The following is a 23,716-nucleotide window of genomic DNA, read 5'->3' on the forward strand; positions in this document are numbered from 1 at the left end:
TTAGCTACAAAGCTCCTGTCATTGCGGAGGTGGAATTACCATGCGTTTTAACACTTGTTGCGTAATTTCCTCCTCAACCACTTCTACACTCGCTCTCTCAGCGATTTGTATACTGCCTACGCGTACAACGGGTGCTTCTACACCCACTCCCTCAGCGATTCGTACGCGTACACCGGTCGATGCAGTGGTACCTACGCCGTTAGTTGCAGTCGCCCCCCCAGCTTTAGCAGCCCCACCGAAAGCACCATAAAACATACCGCCCCCAAGATTAAGGATTTGTCCGAACGCGGCCAACGTATTGATGGTGCCTCCTGCAGCTATACTCATTCTTACTTCGCCATGAGCCTGGGCTTCCGCATTCTGATTAATGTTCGTCTTAAGCATCTGCTGCACACGATTAACGTTGTTGTTTGCCAGCTCTTGTTCTTTCATAGCCCTTTGCACCAATTTGACAGCGGTTTTGGTATCCATACCGGGATGGTTCCGCATTACGGTTGCTATGATTTGCATCTCCTCTTGTGAATGTACGGATACTTCTCCCGAAGAATGCAAAATGGTTCCGTATCCCTTCGGAATAACTTCCAGTTCCGAAAGGACTTTACCTACATTCCCTCTACGAATGATCTCATATCGTGATGTTGATATTTGAGTATTCGGACTTACCTTGAGCTTATCTGCAATCTCAGCGACCTTCGCTTTGTCGGTTGCCGATATGGTTACGGCCTTACCGGACAACAGGTGGTCTCTTATCTTCTTCTGCGATTCGGTAAGCTCCGTTTCCGCACTCAGTTTCGATTCGATCACGATCCACCCTTTTTTATCTAACCCGAGGCCGTCAAGAACGGACTCGACTTCCTTTCCGTCAATTGTAGCCTTGACCGTGACTTGCTCTACCGTCGGTATTCTCTCTTTGACTAAGTCCAAAACTTTCTTCTCCCATGCCTTTCCGGCAGCGAAATTTTCGGCACTCTTAGATTGCGTTTGCGTACCTTTATAATCCACCCATCGAACAGGGTTGCTCTGAACGTATTGGTATATGTTAGTCCCGTCCCTAATCCCAATCGGATCACAGCTCGTCCATCTCCCCACCCAAGGAGCATAATACCTCGCACCGTGATAGCTAAACCCCGTCTCCTCATCCCGTTCCTTGCCGGTGTAGCGGTAACGCTTCAAGCTCACTTCAGCTGCGCTGCGGCCGGCACAGTAAGCGGTGCTGCCATAGGGCGTGTACTCCTCATAGGTGATCACGGCAGCGTGCTCATCCAGTTCCAGGCTTGCGGAGCCGAGATGGTTGCCGAGCTGGTAGCGAACAAGGGGCTGTGGGCTAACGATCGGAGTCTGATCTTTAATCGTCTGCGACTCGATCAACGCCACTCGCTGCTTGTCGTCCATCACATGCAGCGATTCTCGCTCGAGCTCAACCGTGCCGCCGCTGTATTCGCGATACACCTCATACCTGCCAAGATAAATGCGCTGCTTACTTCGTGTGCCGGCTTGCGTTTCGGTCACTTTGCGGACGCGCTGGCCTGTCGAATCATAGACATAGTAAGTAGCTGCAGGTACGATACCGGATGGCGGGTTGTCGCTGGTAACCATTCTCGTCGTTGAGCTTAACTGGTCTTTGAAGTCCCAATTCATTTGTTGCAAGTGCGGCATCGCCGTCATGTTGCCATGCAAGTCATAGGCATATTTAGCGCTGTATCCGCCTGGTGATGCAACATAGTCCGGCAAGTTGTCAGAATCGTCAGGCACACTGGTGGCAAGCAAGCGGTTGCTATCCAATGCATATTGGTAACGCCGGTTCCAAATCACCTGACCCGGCTGCTCGAGGCTGCTTCCTGCGCGATGAACCATTTGCATGATGTTGCCGACCCCATCATAGCGATACGTCTCGACGTAATTCTGCAGCGCCTGACAATCGTTAGGCAGGTTGGGCACAAAGCGGGAGGTATCGTCCCCATCATATGGCCGGCCGTTCCCCTTGTGTTCACGTCCGCTGGCCGCGATCAGCCTATATAGCGCATCGTAGCGGTATTCCGCCCCCGGAAGCACACACTGGTTGTTATGAAAAACAAGATCCTGGGCGTTGTCGCGAATCCGGGTGACGTTGCCTACCGGGTCGTAGGTGTAATTCAGGTCCTGCAGAAGCACGCCGTCACTCTCGCGAGCGGTCTTCATCCGTTTTAGCCGAAAGGTCTTCGTATCATAGTCATAACCGGTTTCCGATCCGTTGCCGTATTGCAAAAGCACACGCTGCCCTTTGGCGTTGTAGGCTATATTCTTCACCGGTCGCTGGCTTGCCGTCGGAGCGGCAAGCAGCGCTGCCGGTTCGGCCGGTTGGTTAAGCCACACGTCTACCCGCTCCAGCAGCCCGGCCTCATTGTAGACCGGCTGGGTGATGTTGATGCGCTGCATAGGGGTCGCTGTACTGTGCGGCGCGATGATTTGGACCGGCCGGTTCAGCGCGTCGTACCGGGTGCCGGCAGCAAACGCTTCCGCTTCCAACGCCGGATTCCGCGACCAGTCCGGGGTCGATTTGTAATCCGCCGTCAACTGGCGCACCATGCGCAGCGGATTCCCCTTGAAGTCGTAAGCCTCGCTGGTAACCAAGCCCGCCGTGTCGTATTGCTTATACTGCCTGCCGCGCAAGTTGAGCTGCTTATCGTTCTCCTGCCCTTCGCCGTACACAAGCCTTGCAAATTGAATCTCCCGCGCAGGATCGGCCGGGTCGGCGCCGGTGACAAAGGAGCCGATCGGACGCTGCAATTCATCGTAAGTCATCCTGGTCATGAACAAGCGGCTGTTCCAGGCGAACATTGGCTTACCCGTCGCATCATTCAGCATCCAGCGGTCGCCGGCATCCATGCTGTGTTGAAACAGCAAGTTGCCCGCCAAGTCGTAGCACGGCGAAAAGCCTTGCGGATGCAAATTGTTCGAGTCATTGAACGGGTGAAAACCGCCCTGTAGCGGCGGCGTAACGTATTGCATCACACGGTTGCCTCGTGCGTCTTGTACCCACAGCGGCTTGCCCTCGGCATCCAGCTTGGTAAACGTCACGTATTTCTCTTCCACCGTCGCATCGACTGATGCCACCCGGTTGTGAGCAATCGTGACCACCTCGCGCCCGAGGCTGTCGAGCACTGTCACCGCAGGCGTATCCGCATGCTCAGCGGCGAGCCGGGCAGCGCGCCGCTCCTCCGCGGAGGCGGTCGGCGCACTCATTCCGATAAACCAAGCGTTGCCGGCTTCCTTTACCGTGTCGTTCGCGTCGTAGCGGGCCGCATGCCACGGTGAAAATTCAACACGGCTGTAGGAGCCGTCCGGCGCTTCCGTACGTATCGCCCTTCCGACCGCGTCATAGTAGATCACCGGTGTCACGCCTACTTCTATCGGTTCCTCGAAGCGATGCCCGACCGCCGGCGGGCTGAAATACGGCTCATACTGTTTAACCGGCTTCCCTTTGTTGTTAAGGATCGTTTTGCCGCTGGCGACCCACCGCAAAGGGCCGCCGGGCTGTTCCGGTTCGGCTTGCACCTTGTTCACCAGCACGTTGCCCGTCCCATCCGAGTACTCAAAGTTGCACTGCACCGGGCTGTCCGGCTCGTCAGCCGCGTGCCGCTCACGCTGGATGGTGCAGGCGCAGGCAGGATGCTGCCCCCAGACGACCGTGCCGCTTTGGACACTTTCGCCGAAATCATACACATGCCGAATGCTTGCATGCTTCAGCAAGCTCTTCGCATCGGCCTCGTCATAGTCTTGTAAGATGAAAAGTTTTTGCCGGGTATCCGGGTCCAAATTCAGGTATGCGTCATCAAAGCCGTTCATGGTGTCGGCTTCCATGCCCTTGCCCATTACCGCCATCACAGCGGGCATGCCCAAAATATCAAATTGCACTTCCGAAACATTATCGTTCGCATCCTTCATCCGACATGCGGCCAGCACGCGAAAATCGAACTCGACAACCTCGGTCCGGCTGCCCAGTGCATCGGCACTGGACTGGATGTAGAGATCCCGCGAATCATAAGTCAATGTAGTCAAATTCCCAAAGGGATCGGTAAACCGCTCAGGCAAAAAGAAGTGCTGTGGGGCGTCTGCATGAAAGCCCGCCACACCCGAGCACATCCAATACTGACCGGCCGAATTCTCGCCGAAACGTACAACCAGGTCGGCACCGTTCAGATAGCCGCTTATCTTCTTGTCCGTCAGCGCCGCTACAACGTCCGTGCCGATCTTGTCCCCAAACACGACGCCGAGAAGTTCATCGGTATGTGCGAGCTTGTAGGTTTCATACGTCAAAGCGAGCGCATTCAACTGCCCCAGCATCAGCGGCCTATCCAGCGCAGTGTCAAAGAACAGCGTGCGGGTATGCTCCACAATGCGCTTTTGCGGCGAGACGCCGTCCGGCAGTATGTGGTAGGCGGTCTCTTCAACTTCCATGCCGCTGTCCTGGTAGTGGCCGCTTAGTTTGCAGGCGCGCAGCTCGCCCGGCGTAAAGTAGCGATCCGTGACCGGGATGCCGGTCAACTCATACGTAATCACCTCGCAGGGCAGGCGGAGCCGGTAGCTGTCCGGATCGAGCACGTCGTTCGTATAACGCGTCTCGGTATAGGACATATGCCGTTCGGACTGCACGTGCCGGATCAGCTCCAGCGCATCGGCCTTCAACGCCGCATCCGCATACTCACCAAGGCGAGGATAGACCTCCGTGACCGATTGCCGGACGTTGCCGTATTCGTCAACGCTCAAGTTGAGCGTATGAACGATGCGCGGATCCGGCTTCAGCTGTTCATCGCGCATGTCCAGCTCATAGTGGTAAGTGATCGCTTCGCTCTCGATGACGTGAAACACTGCATGCGGGTTGGCTGCTTTCGGCTGCACGAGATGAATGTGAGCGTTGTGACAGGCAACCGTGAAAAGCTTGACCGGCTTATGCGTGCCGGCGGCCAGCAAGTCCACGTCAAGCTCATACACCTCTTGCCGCAGCATCATGCCCTTGCAGGCGCGCAGCGCTTCGCGCCATTCGTCGGCATGAAGGTTCAGTGCATCTAGGTCGGGCTCTGGCAACGCATTTTCTTGGAATGTGCCGAGCACTTGCGCACCCGTATGCTCATTTTGAAAGCCGTTTGGAAAATACTCTTCTTTAAAGTGCTCAAGTATGCGTCTGTTTTCGAAAAAAGCCCCGGTATGATACCAGGTCACGGTTTTGACAGGCGGCTGGTACAGCGTCTGGTCGTCGGTGATATAGGGACTGCTTGCGTTTCCCGCGGCAAACTTGCCGTAGCTCTCCACATCGACCTGTTCCACGCGGCCAAAACCGCGAAACTCGCGCTCCGGCCCGTCAAAGTATCCGTGATGGTAATTGTAGGCGGTTGTGAATGTGGCTTGGCGCCACTTGTCATGCACCGTCACTTTCTCCACGCAATGCACTACGCTGGGCAGTTTGGTGATCCAAGGTTTCCCGGCCTGCTTGTCCTGCAGGTAAAACTTGGTCGAAGGCGCATACTCCACCGTCGTCTCCGCGCCCAGGTTGTTGATCGCTTTTACAAGCAGGTGCGGCTTTTGCCCGCCGATCAGGTTAAGGTAACGCAGCGGACTTCGCGCATCGCCCGGCAAAGAGGATGACCAGACGAGGCACGCCGTTCCGTTGCCGAGAAGATCCGCCACTTGCACCTGAGTGAAGTGATCGGGCGCGAGGAAATGTCCGATGATAGTCGGATCGCTCCAGCCGTTACCGCATTGATTGAAATATACATGAATTCCATCGGAACCTAGGTATAAAATGTCCGTCGTCCCCGAGCCGTCGATATCGGCCAGCCGGATGCGGACAGGTTCGAATTGATCGTCATGGTCAAACCGGGGCGCGTTATCCATCGTCACCTTCGCACCGAAGCAGCCGTAGCCGAGGTTAGGCCAATAGCACACCTCCCTGTTACGAATACGCACAATATCGGTGAGTCCGTCGCCCGACATATCGGATAAATAGATGGATTGCTCTTCATCGGCAAAAACGATGTGCGGCCCCTTTTCTTCATCCCACGGCCTGCTCTTGCGCTGCGCCGCTTCAAAGCCTTCTTCACCGAGCGAGCGATGCCACACGAATGCGCCGTCCTTGCTGATCAGGATATCCACCTGCCCGTCGCCGTCCAGATCGATGAACTTCAGATTCGGGTCACTCCAGTTCACATGGGGCATAGAGGCGAACGGTACGAACGGCTCCCACTTCCCGTCCATCGTCCGTTCGTAAAACCCTGGCGTCGGGCCTGCATATTGCACCAAGTCCGGACGGCCATCCCTTGCCAGATCGAGGAGCTGTGCTTGCCCCGCCAACGCCATCTCAGGCTTCAGCGGCAATAGCTCCATCGGCGCGAGCTTCGCCTCCAAGCGTTCTCCATCCTCTCGGACAACCAGGTTGGCTGGACTGAGGTTGCGTTTGTAGAACCAGGCATTCGCCTGCTCGGTAAGTACACCGGACATCCCTTCGCCGTCGAGGTCGACGAACAAATAGTTGGTGCCGTCGATCCCGACCGGTACATTTGCGAGGCTGCCGTCGCCTATCTCATGCACTTCCGTCTGAATGACGGCCTCGCTGTAGGTGAACTCTACCGGGGGCAGAGACGCAGTCAAATAGCTTCCCTCTGCCGTAAGCTGATAGCTTTTTTGCGTCACTTTCATGAGTTTGGAATATATCGGTGTAGGTGAATCGGAACGTTCATTATCGGCCTGGTAAGTGAAATCCGTCGAGCGAACAAGACCGTCATAACCTTTCTGTCCTTCCGGATCATCCGGGATGTGATGAAACATCAGTATGCGCTGACATAGGCGGTGGGTACGGATTTCGAACGTTGAGCGGTAAACTGAGAAGGGATCCGGGCGAGACGACCATATGCCGGTCTCTTGAGGTGTGGGGGCGGTCGCATCGTGCTCGCCGTAATCGAACACGATTTCAAAATACCAATTATTATCGTCCGGCGGGTCCGGCCACGATCGGTCTGACATGAGGTTGGGAAAATAAGGCGTTTGATTGCCGTAGCGGATATTCTTGAGGTATTTGTTGACGGTACGGCGAGGATCAAAGCGATCGCCGCGATTTCGCTGGTGAGCTAGCGAAAGATCAATATTTTCTGCATTTTCCGATTTGTACCGATACGTGATCGCGTTTCCCTTATCGTCGTAGCTCTCGCAGATGAGCCAGCTGAAAATGCGTTCCGGATGCTCCAGATCGGCGATACGCGAATGATCGCTTCTGCCGTACCAGGTGGTGACGTTATCCTTCGAGATGGAACGCCAAAAGACATCATCCGGCTCAGACGCATTGGTCCATCGCTCAATCCGGGCGAACAGTCCTTCGATACGCGGGCGATACCGGCGAATGAGGTAGCTTTTCCCATCTACCGTACGCGGCGGCAGCTCCTCGCGCTTCCAGCTTCCCTGCGCATCCTGTTCGAGCATAGGCACCAGATCTTCGGCACCGGACAAAATGAACACATCTGACTCCGGCTCCCCGTCATCCCGGTACCGAGGCAACCCCTTATCGGTTTTGCGCGTGATGGAGGGAAGCGACAAGCTCCATCCGATGCCAAACGGCCCATTGCCCGCTCCGGAGTCATACGATAGGGAAAGCTGAGGGCCGAAGCCCGAGCGACCTGGGCTGGTGGCTATGGGAACGGTCATGGAACCGGTACCCGTGACCGGATTGGACGCGAACTTCTCGCCGATGCTGCGGATCGCCCCGCCTCCTTTGGGCAGCGAGATCGAAGGCGCCGTTAGTGCATGCTCGTCTTTACTTGGACTTGATTCCTTGTCCTGCAAGGACATGGTGGTCGTCACTCCTTCAGGGTCTCTTTGAGCATGTATGTAAAGTGTGGGTGTTACAAGCAAGGTAGTCTTTCTTCATAGGGGAGGAATTGCGCAGAACAAATATAGTATAGAAGCGGGGAATATAAAATGTCTGTCGATTATTGTCAGCCTAGTACTAATGATGGGGGAAATTGATTCAAAAGAGATATACAGGCCTTTGAGGATAGGAGTCGTTTGCTCCATTGGTCTAATTCATTGCCGTTAATATCGAGCTGATAAGCTTTCTCGACCATTGATTTGTCCTGGACAAATAAGTGAGTCGATTTCTGATGCCGCCGCTCTCCTCCGCCGGATTATGAAAGGTAACCGTTGCATTTCTTTACCGCTTCAAAAAAGGCAGCCGTCGACCAAGTCCACCATATTCATCGCACTGACCGCCGCCTGATGAGCTGGTCATAGCGGTGTTCACCAAGCTCAGACAAACCACGAAGCCTGAACTATGAGATTCGGTACGAAAAGAGAAACGCTGCTTATATGAGATTTCATTGTCCGCATCTTTAAAGTCAACATTAAAGATCTGCTCGTTGGTATACCAGCCGTACGCCATGCCCTTGCGAATCGGGCGTGGATTGGCCGTTATCTGTTCAATCCATTTTTCATAGCTTAACTTTCATTCTTTCGATCATTCTTTGCATAATTCATAGGCGCCTCCGACATAAAACATTGTGATCTCGAACCCATTGGTTTTGGCATCACGCTTGAGGCGAATAGCATTACCACCGGCCAACGTTGTTTCTACTGAAAATCACGTCTGTTTCGAATACAGTCCTTCGCTAATTTTATGGCTTCTTTTCCTGCTGACACTTTTCTACTCTCAGGGTAAAGTGAACTGATACTCCTTGCCAAAGCATCTGGGTCGATATTAACACTTATTCCGAGTCGATCAACAATAAGGTTTCTTATGGTGCTTTTCCCACTTCCATTGTTCCCAGCAAAAACGTACATGATCGGAGACAGTTTATGCATGAGAGGAATCCTGTCCGGTAACTGGGATAACATGACCATTATTGTATTCCTTAATTATCTGGCCTTCTGCATTCTTATACACAATATATGTTTCGTTCGCCTTAGCATCTAGCTTAGCGCGATCACCAGTAAGCTGAGCAAATTACGGCTGTCGGCAGACGATCTGTTCGTCGATCGGGCAGGTAACTTGTGCGCAGTGATTTATTGCGGGGAAGGCTCTACGGTATTGCTGTCGGCGCACATGGATATTTATCAGGAGCTGGATGAAGGGCGTATAATCGTCCAGGACGGAACGACCCTTCGTTCAACCCGAGGCATACTCGGTGCAGACGACCGGGCAGGCATTGCCATCATTCTGGAGATATCGAATGAAATTCACCGGACCAACTTTAACGGCACCTTGAAGATCGCCTTTACGGTAAAAGAAGAAATCGGCCTTATCGGCTCGCAGAAGTTGGATCCTTACTTTCTTGCCGATGTCGATGCCGCCATCGTAGTCGATCGCCGGGGAACACGTGATATCGTCACCTCCTACGCAGGCATCATACCATTTTGCACCGAAGACTACGGGCGGTTGCTTGAGGAAGCGGGTCGGCTAACCGGCATGGCGGATTGGAAGGTCACCGCCGGCGGCTCCAGCGATGCCAAAATTTTGTCGCAAAAGTTCAGCATTCCTTCCGTGAACCTGTCTGCGGGTTACATGAACGAGCACACGGACCGGGAGACCGTGGATTACCTTGCCGCCTACGAAACGTCTAAGCTGATCGAATGTGTTTTAAGCCGTCATTCGATTAAGAGCAGACAGCAGACCAATGAACGATCTGAATCATGTCATACGGAATTGTCGACGATCTTCAAATAATCTTTTGATAAAAGCAAGAAACCGCCATGTCCTTTTCTTACAGGAATGTGGCGGTTGCTGCATTTATGCCTCTATTTCTAGAGATGGAAGAAACCTTTCGAAAGTGTCACTGGCATAAGTAAGCGAGGTTTCATTCCTTGTTACCTCAAGTAAGCCTCTGTTCACCGAATCTATATGCTGCATGGTTATTTCTGAAAAATACGCGTTACTAAGACGTAACTGCTCTATCGCTTTTCTAATGTCGAGTTGTATCCTATCAATTTTATGAATCATGAATACCTCCGCAATTAATTCAGTATTTATTCATAATAATAGCGGATTGATTTGACAATACATTGTCATAGAACGCTTGTTTGTAACAATATCAGCAATTGTAGCACCTCGGTCATTTATGGAGATCAAAGTGGCAATTCTTACTAAAGCCGCGGCAAGCTTATACCGTTGTCCTTGAACGTATCCCTAACATTATCCACCATTCGCGCTATGTCCTCATAGCGATTTAATAGACCACCTTGTACACGTAGAAATTGATGCAGCGCGATTAAGGGTCTACCTCTCCAATTGTGCAATGTATAGCCTAGCTTTTTATCCCCACCTAATTTAATCAAATTCTTTTCCTCAGCATTAAGAAACATATCCGTTATCCCTTTTCCATTCGTCACTACGCAACAATCATCCGCCATATGCGCACTTAATGATTCAATTAGCAGCGTATGATACGCTTTCAGTTCAGGCATTTCGTTATATATTTCCTGCAGCCTCTCATAATTCACAGCATCCGTATTGTTCGAGTAAAAAGGAATAAACTCGCCTACACCGAAAGGGTATTTTCCAATAAACTCCACATAATGCCGAATCGTATCTTCCTTATTCAGACCCTTTTTAAATTCGCCCCACCCGATAAATTTTTCGCTTAATATGGTATTGATAAGCATTGTTATGTTTCGGTGAAACGGCGCGATCCGTTCAGGCTTCGAATTGTTATTGTAAAAATGAGTGTACGATGTCCATTCATTCTTAGCTGCTCGCTTTTCTCGCACAGTGACATCCCCTGCATACTTCGGATTTAATCCGAAAAAGACGAAGCGAAATGGCTGATCGGTAGAATGAAACGGCAACGGACCAATCATCTGTCCCTCCGTCTCGGCAACGAATTCCGATGGCTTACCTGATAGCTTTAATAGGTTATTTAATTTGCCTACCGCATTCATTAACGGTTCACGAATATTGTCCACTCTACCGCCGGCATCCTTAATACCCAGAATCGTTTCTATCAGCTTCATAAAATCCTCATGAACAGATTTCATATGATGGCCCCCCATGATTGTTATGAATTCAACTCCAAGGCATTAAGCCGCGCTGTAATCGTCTCGATGCATAAATTGCATTCCCGTTGGTTCCACTTCCGGACCGGTCAGGGATTTAGCCTGCGATGCTATTTTTTTATCATTTTTTTGATGTCCATCTGTAGACTTTGTGAAAAATCATATCTCGGCAATCCATTCGCATCGAGCGCCTCCGTTAACCAGAACTTACTGTCAAAAGGAGGCAGTCCTTCCGCCGAATCCAATAGCTTGGTCTGAAACGCCCCCAGCTTGCTGATGGTTGCATACGCGTTCACAGTTCCCTCCTGATAGACCTTGTCCCAGGCTTCACTGTAAGAAAGGGCTTCTACTTTTCCCGTTTGCTTGTTTTTCAACAGGTAACCGACTACGTTGGGATTGCCTCTTCGGTCTTGGATCATAAGGCTCTTCACGATTTCGTTTCCATTCTCCTCATTCGGAGATACGCCGGGCGTTGTTTGCCATTTACGCTCGAGCTCATAAAATGCTGGATCCTCAATCGGTACCAAAGCGATAAATGTGCCATACAAGTTTTCGTGCGCATTGGTTTCAACCAACCAAACACCCTCTATATAGTGTATAAGGTCCCCTTCTCTAATCCACTCGGGTAAGTCCTCCGGGAGCAGGTATACGGTTCTTTTCCGATCCAACTTATCCTTGTCCGACAAGCAGCGTACCAGCAGCGCGCCGCTCCCTAGTTCATCCTCATAATTCTCATCGACGATTCGGTAGCACTCGCCATCCAGCTTGATCAACCCTGTATTAGGCTTCGGTAAAACGTCATGATTCACGATGATCGTTGTCAAGCTCATTACCTCCCTCGTAGATAACCATGTTTTATAACTGCATCGCAGCATACTTCCCACATACTTACCGGGAACTCCATCATAGGCCGAGATCCTCGCAATTCTTAATAAAGCTCAAACACCCCATATTTCAGACGGGAATGGATGTCCATAGCGGCGATGACGGTTTGCCCCGGGCTGAAGAGGTTATCGTAGACGCAAGGCAATATTTCATACCCGGTTGTATCGATCAGACCGGTTTTGCCGCCAATGCTTGCGGTCAATAACCCATTCGGAAATAAGGCTAACTGATCATATTTCTGCGGGAGCCGCTCGCTTCCTTGCAGATCGATCAGACTGTATTTCCCTTCCTGCTTGACGGCAACCATCCCATCATAGATGAGACTGACCGCATCATACTTATAGGGAAGGATCGGCCTCGCTTGCCTGTCGATCACCCCCCACTTCCCGTGAAGCCTTGCCGCCATATGATCGTCCTTGTCGTTCCACCGGATTTCATCATAAATCGGGGATAGGATATGTTCTCCCGACGGATTGACGATCCCCCACTTGCCTTGGAGCATCACCTTGGCAAAGCCGTTATGAAATCCGCCCATCACCTTATCGTATTGGAACGGCAGAACCGTCTCTCCCTTACTGTCGATATATCCCCATCGGCCGTCCCGGGCGGCATGACAAAGTCCTTCGCTGAAATAACCGAGCACATCGAACGTGCTGCTGCCGATGGGCCGGCCGAAACGATCCACGAGCATGCTTCGTCCGTTACGCTTGGCCGTCCCGACCGTCATATTCTCCTCGAATCGAAGCTCGTCATAAGCGAACGGAATCACGACTTCACCCCGGGTATGAATCACTCCCAGCTTTCCATTCAGCTCGGCCGCCAGGCAATCAGCCAAACCACTTTCCGCCAAATCGTCATAGGAATAAGGAACCAGCGGTTTCCCGTTCAAATCCATGGCTCCCCATTTACCCGACCGTTTGGCGCATATCATGGTTTCAAACGGATAGCGGGCTTCGTCGTACAGAAACGGAATGATTGTTTCCTCGAAGCGGTTAATGAACCCCCACTTGCCATGCCTGCTAATGGGGACCATCCCGTGGACAAAAGTATCACCGGGCGCGACTTCGATTTCGTCAAACTGAAAGGGGATGACCACCTCGTTATCTCGGTTGACGAAGCCCCACAAATCATGGAGCTTGGCCAGCAGAAGCTCGTCGTCGCCTGGAAATTGAAGACTGTCATACATAAGCGGCAAAATAACCCTGGATTGGAATCTGTTATTTTTCAATGGCTGCGGTCCCTTTCTTTCTCCATTTGCTGCCTTCTCAGCATTACGTCGTTCATGAGTTGTTCTCCCGTTTTTCCCGCAATCTCAAGCGACGCCTCGATAACGGCCGTTAGTCTCGGACTCCGCCCGGCATCCGGCAATAAGGCCAGCTTGGTGACGAGGATGCCATAGGGCTCCGCCCCGCGGTTCATGCACGGCTGGCAGTAAGCTGCGGAGACGGGTGCGATCCTTGACGAATACACCCCTTCTGCGGCGTTCGTCCGGCAAACAGCGCACGTCAGTGACGCCGGTTTGCGCCCTGACTCCAGATCCATGGCCGCTTCGATCTCCTTCAATATGCCGCCGATCGGCCCTCTCAGGACAAGATCAAATAGATCGTCATGCGGCGTCGGTTCATGATTGATGATGATTTTCCTCGCATGCTTTGCAAGGCCCGGCAATTCGTTCATCGGGGATACTTGAAGCGAGGTCCCGGCAACGATCAGCAGATCGGCGCTTTCCGCCAGCTCGCTTACATGCTCCCAGTGCTTCACCGGATCGCCGAACAACACGACATCCGGAAGAAGAATCCCCTCACAGCGCTTTCCTTCGCGAAAGTGAAGCCCCGGCGCATCGGGCTGGTTCATGATATCGAGCGTATTCGCTTCTGCGCCGCACACCGAACAGCGGGAACGCAGCAGGGCGCCGTGCGGATGAATCACGGCCAAGCTGCCTGATTTCTCGTGCAGATCGTCGACATTTTGGGTGACGATGGAGATTTGCTTGCCCATATTCTCCAATCGCGAAAAAAAGGTATGACCGGCATTCGGCTGAATGAAGCCTATAGCCCGGGTTAGCGCTGCTTTTGAATGGTTTGGAATTATTTCTTCCATAGCATCCGTTAATAGTTGCGTGAAGCTCTCCCAAAATCGCTCGGGATTCGCATCGCGGTATGGTGCGCTCATTGTCACAAGGTACGACGGGTTCGCCGAAATCGCGCCCGCTCCCGAGCGGAAGTCCGGTACGCCGGATTCCGTGCTTATTCCTGCACCGGTGAAAACGACAATATGGGCGGCATTTCGAATCCAATCCTTCGCCGTGTTCCGCTTCTCCTTCTCCGGCGCCGAATGCATATGCTCGTAGAGATACCGCTCCTGCTGCTTCCATCTCCGTTTGCGCACCTCCAGATTCCACCGGATATCCGCGTCCACTGCCCGGTCGACGGCCTGCTTCAGCTGATCCGAGAATGGATACGGATGCTGCAGATCGGCTGTAAACACGAAAAGATGCCACGACGAGTCGTTAAATCGCAGAAGCGGCGGGATCGGAAGGTCTTGACGGGGCTCCAGCCGCTTGTTGCTGCCGTCAGCGGTTTGTTCGGCAACCGCATTGGTCCCCCCCTCCGAACGGATCCTCTCCCACGCTTCATCGAACGTATAACCTGCGGTTTCTCCAGTTTTATGATCCTTTAAGACAAAGCCCAGATAATCATGGCGATGCAATGTTTTTTTCCAAAACACCAGCGTATGCAGCACCTCGAACCGGCCGTTTGTTTTCAAATCCATCTAACCCCTCTCATGTGATTTTATCGTAAAGCGTCAGGCTCCTCGGGTCCCTGCCACGTTGCAGTGTTGTAAGCTGCGCATTGATTCCGCCCTATCGTTCTAAAGCTACATCTTCTCCCAGAACGTACAGCAGGCGCTTGCGAACGTATCTGCCAGGCCATTGACGCCATCCACGTTGCATGCGCCTTGTTCCGCTTGAACCTCAACCTCCTCCTTGTTGTACGGTACGAGCTTTCTTCTTCCGCCCCAATAAATGCACGTTGCACAGCATTCCATGCCGCGCCAGACCATATATCCCATGCAGGCTCATCTCCTCGTAAAATAAACGATTCGCTCGTCACCCTTTCGAGCTCCCAACGCTTGCAGCTTTCGTTTGATAGGGGCGTGGCCTTGCATCTCGGCGTAATCTACGGCGGTCTTTCCCTCGGAATCCCGCGCAGATAGCGCTATTCCATTCGACAGCAATATATCGATGACCGCTTCATGACCGAATTCCGCCGCACACATTAGCGCCGTTTGCCCTTCCTTCGTTATAAAATGCGAATCGGCACCGTATAAGAGCAGCAGCGTTACGATCCTTGCATCCCCCTCGCAGCAAGCATACATCAGCGGCGTGCCACTGGATTTGTCGTCGGGCTCATTCGGATCCGCGCCGCGCGCTAACAGCAGCTGAATGGCGTCGTATCGCCGTCTTATGATATATGCTTTCAGCAGGCCGCAGGGGCGGCAGCCCCTATCGAGCAAATACTTCACGGTATCTACACTCGCCGTTTTAGCTGCATGCGCTAATGGAGTTCCCCGGAATTTGTCTTGATCTTCCAGGCCATTGCCTATGTCCGCAAAATATCGGACAAGGGCTAGCGCTCCTCTGGCTGCCGCCAGCATGAGCGGCGTCCGGCCTTGACGATCCCTCGCCTTAGGGTCCGCACCGCTTCGAATCAGCATATCGATCATTTCGATGCTGTTGCTTTGGATGGCGCTCAGCAGCGGCGTTTCTCCGCGTCCGTTCGGAAGCTCGGGGTCGGCCCGTTGCCGCAGCATATATTTGGCGGCTTCGTACTTCCCTTGAGATGCAGCCAGCGTCAGCCAAGTTGCCCGATTGGGCAGCGGTTGATTGAGATCGATAGGAAGCCGCCGAAGCAGCCGCACCATTTCGGCATCCGTCCAAGGTGCCATGCGCATGGCTTCCCATACCATCACCGTCAAATCCCCCGATGAATGCTCAAGCATCCTGGAGGCGAGCTCCACACGCCTTTCGCTCGCCGCCTTCGTGAGAAGGCTGGGGAGCGCATCGTTCAATCCATTGTGAATGGATATATCGATCTCTCCTTCTCTGTTCGTCTGTCATAGCAAATCGCGATACAAAAAGCGCCGTTTCCGGCGCATGCTTTACATTTGTTATTCAATCGCTTTTCTTCTGCTTGCGGCCGGGCGAGAACACGCAGGACAATGAACATCGTTCACAGATACGACCGTCACCTCATTCGCACACGCCCTGCATAAAGAAGGATGGAGTTTCTCCTGCTCCGGTGTCTGGGCCGTCACAATGTGCAGATACCGTTCGACCTGCGCACATTCCCGGCAAACGCCCAGCTCCCAGCCAGAATACACATAAGGCTTGCTCGAAGCTTGCAGCCCCCTTCTCCCGTGAAGGAATGCGGGAACATACGGCTTGCTCCGGTCGGGGCGCTGCTTCTCCAATTGCAGCTGCGGGCTGTTTAAGAGCGCTTCCCACATCCGCCTTACTTCGGGATGCTGTTCAGACGCCAGCTCCCGCTCAAGGTCGGAGTAGGCGTCGCGTAGGAATGTGTCCCCACCCAGCCAATAGCTGCGATGCCAACCGCATTCGCACGTAAGCTCATAGCGGGCGCTCATTTCGGTTTTTCACCGGCTTCCGCAATCGTTCTGCCGTCCGGGAATGTCCAGAGCAAAAATCCGCTAGGCTTCCCAGGACCGTCTTTCCCCAGTATGGCCGCTGCCGTCCCGCTCGGACTTCCGCACACCGGCTTCAGAACCAGGTAACCGTTGGCCTTCTTTTCAAGGTATCCTTCGCGCGTCAGCACATCCAGATTGTCCGGGATCCATCCGCCCGCATGCTTGTCCGTAAACATCGAACCGGGCAGCACAATCAGCATCTGCCTCCGCTTGGCCGACTTGTCATAATACCCCTTCGCGGTCTGGTTAAGGTATACATTGGCCTCTACTTTCCCGACAGCCGCCGGACGAATCGTCAATTGTTTTGTCATCTATGTTTCCCCGCTTTCCATTGGTGTGAAGAGAAGAAGAGCGGTCGGAAGACCGCTCTATGAAGCTTTGAGCGAGCAAAACGCTCTGAACCGCATTTCGATTTCACGAATCAGCATTTCATTCGTTGCCCTATTAACTTTCGAATATGCTATAATCACGTCATAAACGGATTGAAGCAGCCTTTGATTGAACGGTTTCTCTCCGAGCTCGGATAAAAATTCCCCTTGCAGCTTTCGCGATAAATGGCGGAGCATTTGATTTTGATAGTAGAGCCGGTCTTTACGGAATCCAATGAGTCTGTTCAAACTCTCCATCTTCCCTTTCCGAACCATCCCAACAATCTCAACCAAATTTTTATCCAATCCACATAACCCCTTCCACGTCGTTTGTTTACTCACTCATTATAGAAGGGGGGTGCCGCACCATATGCGGCTGCTATAATTATTTTTCATATAAATGATTCATTTGCCGAAGCTTCTCTCTCATGATCGTCCGAAGCTCCTCCGGGGCGAGAACCTCGACCCATTCCTGCTGTGAGAAGATCCAAAATAAAATGCCTTCATAGCCCAAAACGGTCACCTCGACCGTGAGCGAAGCGCCGTCCTCGGACCGGCTAACAACCCGCAGCTCCGGACACTCTCGGCGTAAATATTCCTCCACGTTAGAGGGAATGCGAAGCCGGACCTTCTTCTCCTCCCCGCTGAACATGTTAAACGACCGATTGTGGTACTCCCCGACCCGGAAAAAATCCGCTCCTTGCTCGACATAAAACTTCGTTTCGGTCTTCCGCAGGTCCGTCATCCGATCGATCCGGTAGTGCCGCAACATATGATCCTCCCGCTTGCCTAACAAGAAAAAGCTGCCTTTATGGTAGGTGATCGTGACCGGGGAAAGCTCTCTTAATACAAGCTGCCATCTGTTCGCCGGGTGCGGATACCGAAACGTCACCTTCGTTTGCTTCATGATGCTTTCGAATAAGATCTGAATGCTCTTCAGTAGAGGGACGGTCGTTACTTCTTCATAGTAATAATTAAAGCTGTTAAAGAACCTTCGTAATTTCGACTGCTCTTCCGCAGAAAATCTTCGAATAAGACGGTCGACCGTCCCGGTGCACTCGTCGCGGTTCAAGCTTCGGCTGTTGTACAGCATCAGGATAATGAAGAAGACTTCGCCTACGGTAAGCAGGCTTTCTTTGTCCGTCAGCACATACGACTTCCGTACGGAATCGTATTCGACCGACACGCCAAACACGTCGCGGATATACCGGATATCCCGCTGAATCGTATCTTTGCTGCAATTGTATTCATGACACAGCTGTTCCACGCTTAAAAAGATTCCCGAAGACAACTGCTTCCATATGGTTAATACACGAGTGATTGAGTTCATCTAGGATAGGCCCCTTCGTTGCTCCACTGCAGTTACATAAAAAAGATAAAGCCCCGGACTGTATCCGGCTTTATCCGCATCGTCATCAGGAACGATTCTCGTTCATCAGGTTTTCCCTAATATATGCCGTCAGGTCGCGCACTCCCGCGTAGCCCATATGCTCATAACCGAAAAAGGGACTTAAGACAATTTCCGTCCCCAAACCGACCTTCTGTTTTGAAACGAATATCTTTTTGCCGCTGGGCGACAATACGATCTCATCGAACTCCCGGATTCCCCATATATGCTCGGCAAGCCGTTTCTTAGCCGGGATATCGCCGACACAGAGCACCAAAGGCACGGGGTAAATGTGAAACAAATCGTTAAAAATTTTAATTCGTTTCTCTCTCCAGCTTATGTAAGGATTATCAGACCCGTTGTCGGAGAAGTTGAATGCTTTTAAATAAAGATTTTGTTCCACATTCTCATAAGGTAAAGGGGATCTTTCATTATTTCGCGGCAGCGGTCTCCAGTCCAAAAGAGCCGTCCGGATACCCGGGCGATTCGAATACAGGCCACCTTCGCTTAGGAACCGCCTAACATGATTGATTACGGAACGATCTCCGCGTTGAAACCACTTTTGCGGCGACGAATCCTTGTCTTCCAACGCCAAAACCATTCGGGAACATAATCTAAGAAAAGGACTGACGGGCACCCTCTCGATGCTTCCGGGCTCCCACTCTCCCACCTTCCAATATCCATTCGCCCCATCCCCATTGACCCAACACTCCGGTTTGGCCTTAAACGGTCCGCAAATGTCCATAATATTCGCTTCTACAGACCTGTCGCCAAGTCCACCCTCATTTGCAAGAAAAATGATGTCCGGTCTTGAAAAATCACCATAACCTACATAAGAGAGCAATGAATCGATCTGTTCTTCACTTAAGTACATAAGAAGCTCACTCCAGTGCTGTGGTTATTTGCAATCAAATCTTAATCCCCTAGACATGTAATTAGGGGGCAGTAACGATGGTGCTGCAGCCCGGTGATCACAATGAGTGCTTTAGACCCACAGATTACACCTATATTTACAGTTCATTGGACCCATTCCATGCCGACTGTAATCGAATAATACGACAGAAACCGGGAATTGTCGATAAAAAAAGTCAGTTTCGTTGCGGAAACTGACCTCTTTTTAAAAAGAAAAGACTCGGCATGATTCCATTTGTCCTCATTCAAATAAGTTTGCCGCTCCCTCCCTCCTCAAATCCCCCAAACTCCTTGCCCCACATGGCTCTCCCCCCCTTTCCTCTCCTATTCCTCAACCCGTAGTTGCAAAATAAGTTTGCCGCTGAAACCGGAGATCTACAGGATAAAATCCAGAAAAATTACCAGAAAACAGCACAAAAAATGCAAAATAAGTTTGATGTAAAGGGCAGGGAAAAATACAGGGGAAGACCAAGGTTGGGAGGGAAATTCATTGAGTTAAACCGATTGGAAAGAGCATTCAAACAGCTTGAGAAGAGTGATTGGGGATCGGATTGGTAAATGCCTGAAAAAGCATTTGAAAAGGCTAATATGGGTAAAAACGTAGGCGTGGCAAGGTTTTTTTGATTGGGAATGGCTTGGACTTGCCCTCGTCAGGTTGAGACATATGAGGAAAAATCGTGGCTTTATGTTCCCGCGGCGGAAGATAGATTTGTCAGTCTGGGAGATCGCTTGAGAAACAAGAAAAGCCGAGCGAAAGTCAGGGCAAATGCCTGATTCCGGCCGCCGGCTCAGCGGCAAACATATTTTGCTTAGTGCCAGACTTTAAGTGTTCAGTGGCAGACTATTTTTGCTGTCTACAACTACTTCCTTACGAGCGACACACAGCATTCCACATGCACCGTATGCGGAAACATATCCACCGGCTGCACCTCTACGGTGCGATACCCGCCGTCCTCGAGGACGCGCAGATCGCGTGCGAGTGTCGCCGGGTTGCACGACACGTACACCACGCGAGCGGGTCGCATCTCAAGGATCGTCTCGAGCAGCGCCGCGTCGCAGCCCTTCCGCGGCGGGTCGACGACGATGACGTCAGGGGCGATGCCCTGACGCTTCCACGCGGGGATGACCTCCTCCGCCGCGCCGACCTCGAACTGAACGTTACGCATCCCGTTCAGCAGTGCATTGCGCCGAGCATCGTCAATCGCTTCGCGGACGATCTCGACGCCGTACACCTCGCGCGCGCTTTGCGCGAGGAACAAAGAGATCGTGCCGATGCCGCAGTAGGCATCGATCACGGTTTCTTCGCCGCTTAGCCCGGCGTAGTCGAGTGCTTTGCCGTACAGCACCTCGGTCTGTACCGGGTTCACTTGATAGAACGAGCGCGCCGAGATGGCGAAACGGATGTCTCCGATCGTATCGTAGATCACGTCGCTGCCCCAGAGCACCCGCGTCTCGTCGCCGAAAATGACATTCGTCCGCTCGCGGTTAATGTTCTGGCAAATGCTGCACACATCAGGGATCGCTTCCCGAATGAGCCCTACAAGCTCATCCGCGTGGGAAATATTCGTGCCATTCGTGACAAGCACGATCATGATCTCGCCGGTGTTGAAGCCGTAACGTGCGATGACATGGCGCAGCAGACCTTTGCCGCTCGCTTCGTCGTACGGGCGGATGCCGAGTTCCCGGGCGATGTGCTTCACGGCCGCAACGACGTTATCGTTGTGCTCGTGCTGGATGAGGCACGCCTCCATGTCGATGATGCGGTGGCTGCCCTGCGCATAAAAGCCGCCGATCAGGCCACCCTCTTCTGAGCCGAGGCCGATCGGAACCTGCGCCTTGTTGCGGTAGCGCCAAGGATCGCTCATGCCGAGCGTCGGATGGACGACGATACCTGTACCGTTCGCTCCGTCGCCATGGCCAACGCCCGACTCGCCGCCTTGCCGCCCACCGAACTCGTCGCTAACCGCCACCCTCGCTTCCGTCCGCGAAGCCAACGCCTCGTCCGCACGCTCCTGCTCCGCCAATCCAGCCGCTCCCGCAACCTGCAGCTTCCCGATCCGCTCCAGGCTGTCCACGACGAGCTGCCGCTTCCAGCGCAGCTGCGCGTCGTAGCTCATGTGCTGCAGCTGGCAGCCGCCGCACTGCTTATAGATCGGGCACGGCGCGTCCACGCGGTCCGGGCTCGCTTCCACCACTTCCAGCAGCTTGGCGTAGCCGTACTGCCTTTTGAGCTTGAGCACCTTCGCCCGCACCCGCTCGCCCGGCAAGGCGCCCTGAATAAAAAGGGTAAAGCCGTTCACACGGCCTACCCCTTCTCCGTCATGTCCGATGCCGATGACATCTGCGATATATTCTTCGTTCTTCGCGACGGGCAGTCCGCTGAGATCGGCCGTTGCCGTACCCGCGGCGGCTTGTCCGGCCCGTCCGCCGAAGCCGCGCTTATTGCTCTTCCTGCTCATGTTCGTCCACTCCAGCTTTGTTTTTCCAAGGCAGCTTCATCAGGTGCAAATTCAGCGGCGGTGCCTTGTAGGTCGATTGCCCGGTCTCGTCCACGAAGATATGCAAGTGCTGCTGCAAGTTCGTGAACACACAAGGCAGCGTGCCGCCGAATTCGCCGTCCAGGTTGATCTGCACGTAGTCCGGGGACGTCACCTGAATTTGCCTCGTCTGCAAATAGATGACGTTCGGGTCGGCCAGATGCTCGCCGCGCAGCGCCAGCGTCACGACGCGGATAAATTCCGCGAGATTGCACTTGCGCAGGATGAGCACATCAAACAGTCCGTCACTGAGCGACGCGTCAGGAGCAAGCCGCTCGAAGCCGCCGACCGAGTTGCTGTTCGAGATGAGGAACAGCATCACTTCCTCATGCAGCTCGATCTCCGCCGTCTGGATGTACAGCTCGATCGGACGCAGACGGGGCAGTTTCTCGATGCCTTTCATATAATAAGCCAATTGGCCGATCATCGTCTTGAGCTTGCTCGGCACTTCGTAAGTCAGCTCCGTCATCGAGCCGCCTCCGGCAATGTTGATGAAATACCGCTGATTTACTTTTCCCAGGTCGATCGCCTGTGAATGCTGCGCGAGAATGACGTCGACGGCGGCGTCCCAGCTGCGCGGAATATTAAGCGCCCTGGCAAAATCGTTCGTCGTCCCGAGCGGCAAAATGCCGAGCTGCGGACGGAACTCTTTCTCCGCCATGCCGTTGATGACCTCGTATAGCGTCCCGTCGCCGCCGGCCGCGATAATAATATCGAAGCCGCGTTCAATCGCATCCGCCGCGGCAAGGGTTGCATCCCCTTCACCGATCGTCGCATGCGTGCTCGTCTCCAGTCCGCCGCGCTCCAGCCGCTGCAATATTTCCGGCAGCCGCTTCTTTGCTTCCTCCCTGCCGGAGGAAGGATTATAGATCAACCTAGCCCTTTTGGCCCTAGCCGTCATTCTTTCACTCACCCGTTCGCCTATGTAAATTACGTAATTACAATGTACATCAGATCCGCTGCAAGTACGTCTGATGCCTGTACGACATTTTATATTGTAAAAGCTTCCTTCCGAAGCTCAATCTCGTTCTGCGTTATAAGTCCAATTCCGCTATCGCGGGAATATAAGGCCTGATTTGATGTTCGATCCACCGGGAAATGTAGGGGTGGGGCAGCAAGGCTTCCCCGCCGTAGCGGTAATCAAATCCGGTAAGCCGTGCCGGTATGACCTGTCTTGTAAAATAGCCTTCGCTCAAAAAGAGCGGTGCTACAATCACGGTATGGTCCGGCTTGCGGACCTTCCAATCGTTCATCTTGCGGGGCAGCTGATCCGGCAATAACATGGCCGCATCGGCTTCATCGAAGCCGCCGAGCTCCCGTACGCGGGCCGCAAGGCGTTCCAAACCTTTTCGCCACAGAAGATGAAATCCCTTCTCGATGCTTCCGTGGCCGACGAGCATGACGATTTCGCGCGATGGCTGCACCGACAAGCTGCGCAATTTGCCATACACGATCTCGGCGATGACCGGATCGTCGTCGATCGGCGATGTCCAGTGGATGCGCGCCCGTACCGCGAACGGCTTCATGTCCGTCGGCAGCAGCGGCTGCTTCTTAACGCCAAGCGCGTAGCTGATCTCATCAATGTGCGTGCTCCCCGACGAAACGAACAGGGGAACCACGACAATATCCGTTACACCGAGCGTTTCGAGCTGCGTAATGCCGTCCTGAATGAGGCGCCCTTCCACGATTTCGAGATAAGCGGAGTAGATCGGAACCGATTCAGGCAGCCGGACGGCCGCCACTGCCTCGTCGACAAGACGCACCCAATCCGCGCTCCGCGATCCGTGGCTTATGACTAATATGCCGTATTTTACCACCGCCTATCCCTCCTTGCAAAAAGCAGCCGGCTCCTAAAGGCGCCAACTGTAGACGTTGCGGCGCTGAAACGAACTTTGAAACCGTATACCCAT

General features: G+C 53.0%; 16 protein-coding genes and 2 pseudogenes. 1 reads left to right on the forward strand and 17 read right to left on the reverse strand.

Translation table 11 applies throughout. From position 1 onward, the window contains the following. Positions 1-18: 18 nt before the first annotated feature. From ACFQI7_RS25745 to ACFQI7_RS25755, 3 genes and pseudogenes are all read right to left on the reverse strand, one after another. Complete coding sequence (locus ACFQI7_RS25745; RefSeq protein WP_218099826.1) at positions 19-7,815, reverse strand: SpvB/TcaC N-terminal domain-containing protein; 7,797 nt, start codon at positions 7,813-7,815, stop codon at positions 19-21. A gap of 361 nt (positions 7,816-8,176) precedes the next feature. Beyond that, positions 8,177-8,422, reverse strand: a pseudogene (locus ACFQI7_RS25750) (hypothetical protein); the annotation flags it as partial. Between the two features lie 69 nt (positions 8,423-8,491). Then, positions 8,492-8,823: pseudogene (locus ACFQI7_RS25755) on the reverse strand (zeta toxin family protein); the annotation flags it as partial. Between the two features lie 196 nt (positions 8,824-9,019). On the opposite strand from ACFQI7_RS25755, the gene ACFQI7_RS25760 reads away from it, so the two are divergent. Continuing rightward, positions 9,020-9,685, forward strand: coding sequence for a M28 family peptidase (locus tag ACFQI7_RS25760; protein ID WP_230415100.1), 666 nt, complete (start codon positions 9,020-9,022; stop codon positions 9,683-9,685). A gap of 416 nt (positions 9,686-10,101) precedes the next feature. On the opposite strand, the gene ACFQI7_RS25765 is transcribed toward ACFQI7_RS25760, so the two are convergent. From ACFQI7_RS25765 to ACFQI7_RS25830, 14 genes are all read right to left on the reverse strand, one after another. Continuing rightward, on the reverse strand, positions 10,102-10,992 hold the full coding sequence (locus tag ACFQI7_RS25765; protein ID WP_218099827.1) for a hypothetical protein: 891 nt from the start codon (positions 10,990-10,992) through the stop codon (positions 10,102-10,104). Between the two features lie 128 nt (positions 10,993-11,120). Beyond that, complete coding sequence (locus tag ACFQI7_RS25770; protein ID WP_218099828.1) at positions 11,121-11,834, reverse strand: hypothetical protein; 714 nt, start codon at positions 11,832-11,834, stop codon at positions 11,121-11,123. A gap of 104 nt (positions 11,835-11,938) precedes the next feature. Next, positions 11,939-13,123: a WG repeat-containing protein gene (locus ACFQI7_RS25775; RefSeq protein WP_218099829.1), complete on the reverse strand. Its 1,185-nt coding sequence runs from the start codon at positions 13,121-13,123 to the stop codon at positions 11,939-11,941. After that, positions 13,120-14,667 (reverse strand): Sir2 family NAD-dependent protein deacetylase, encoded by a 1,548-nt coding sequence (locus ACFQI7_RS25780; RefSeq protein ID WP_218099830.1) that lies wholly within the window; start codon positions 14,665-14,667, stop codon positions 13,120-13,122. The genes ACFQI7_RS25775 and ACFQI7_RS25780 overlap by 4 nt, the downstream gene beginning before the upstream one ends. A gap of 105 nt (positions 14,668-14,772) precedes the next feature. Next, entirely contained in the window at positions 14,773-14,967 is a 195-nt protein-coding gene (locus ACFQI7_RS25785; RefSeq protein WP_218099831.1) for a hypothetical protein, read from the reverse strand. A gap of 6 nt (positions 14,968-14,973) precedes the next feature. Beyond that, positions 14,974-15,897 carry an ankyrin repeat domain-containing protein gene (locus tag ACFQI7_RS25790; RefSeq protein ID WP_218099832.1) on the reverse strand — a complete coding sequence of 308 codons (924 nt, stop codon included), beginning with the start codon at positions 15,895-15,897 and terminating at the stop codon, positions 14,974-14,976. 168 nt (positions 15,898-16,065) lie between these two features. Beyond that, positions 16,066-16,542, reverse strand: coding sequence for a hypothetical protein (locus ACFQI7_RS25795; protein ID WP_218099833.1), 477 nt, complete (start codon positions 16,540-16,542; stop codon positions 16,066-16,068). Next, complete coding sequence (locus ACFQI7_RS25800; protein ID WP_218099834.1) at positions 16,539-16,913, reverse strand: hypothetical protein; 375 nt, start codon at positions 16,911-16,913, stop codon at positions 16,539-16,541. Before ACFQI7_RS25800 ends, ACFQI7_RS25795 begins: the two co-directional genes overlap by 4 nt. Positions 16,914-16,970: 57 nt before the next feature. Further along, on the reverse strand, positions 16,971-17,276 hold the full coding sequence (locus ACFQI7_RS25805) for a hypothetical protein (protein WP_218094463.1): 306 nt from the start codon (positions 17,274-17,276) through the stop codon (positions 16,971-16,973). Positions 17,277-17,355: 79 nt separating this feature from the next. Beyond that, positions 17,356-18,300 (reverse strand): helix-turn-helix transcriptional regulator, encoded by a 945-nt coding sequence (locus ACFQI7_RS25810; RefSeq protein ID WP_218099835.1) that lies wholly within the window; start codon positions 18,298-18,300, stop codon positions 17,356-17,358. Positions 18,301-18,385: 85 nt separating this feature from the next. After that, the gene (locus ACFQI7_RS25815; protein ID WP_218099836.1) at positions 18,386-19,231 is read right to left on the reverse strand and encodes a hypothetical protein; all 846 of its coding nucleotides are present in this window, start codon (positions 19,229-19,231) and stop codon (positions 18,386-18,388) included. 898 nt (positions 19,232-20,129) lie between these two features. After that, the gene (gene rlmD, locus ACFQI7_RS25820; protein ID WP_218099837.1) at positions 20,130-21,728 is read right to left on the reverse strand and encodes a 23S rRNA (uracil(1939)-C(5))-methyltransferase RlmD; all 1,599 of its coding nucleotides are present in this window, start codon (positions 21,726-21,728) and stop codon (positions 20,130-20,132) included. Further along, entirely contained in the window at positions 21,709-22,707 is a 999-nt protein-coding gene (locus tag ACFQI7_RS25825; protein WP_218099838.1) for a diacylglycerol kinase, read from the reverse strand. Before ACFQI7_RS25825 ends, rlmD begins: the two co-directional genes overlap by 20 nt. A 133-nt stretch (positions 22,708-22,840) precedes the next feature. Further along, entirely contained in the window at positions 22,841-23,623 is a 783-nt protein-coding gene (locus tag ACFQI7_RS25830) for a sirohydrochlorin chelatase (protein ID WP_218099839.1), read from the reverse strand. Positions 23,624-23,716: the final 93 nt, after the last annotated feature.

The sequence above is a fragment of the Paenibacillus allorhizosphaerae genome, assembly GCF_042659105.1.
GTDB classification, from domain to species: Bacteria; Bacillota; Bacilli; order Paenibacillales; family NBRC-103111; genus Paenibacillus_G; species Paenibacillus_G allorhizosphaerae.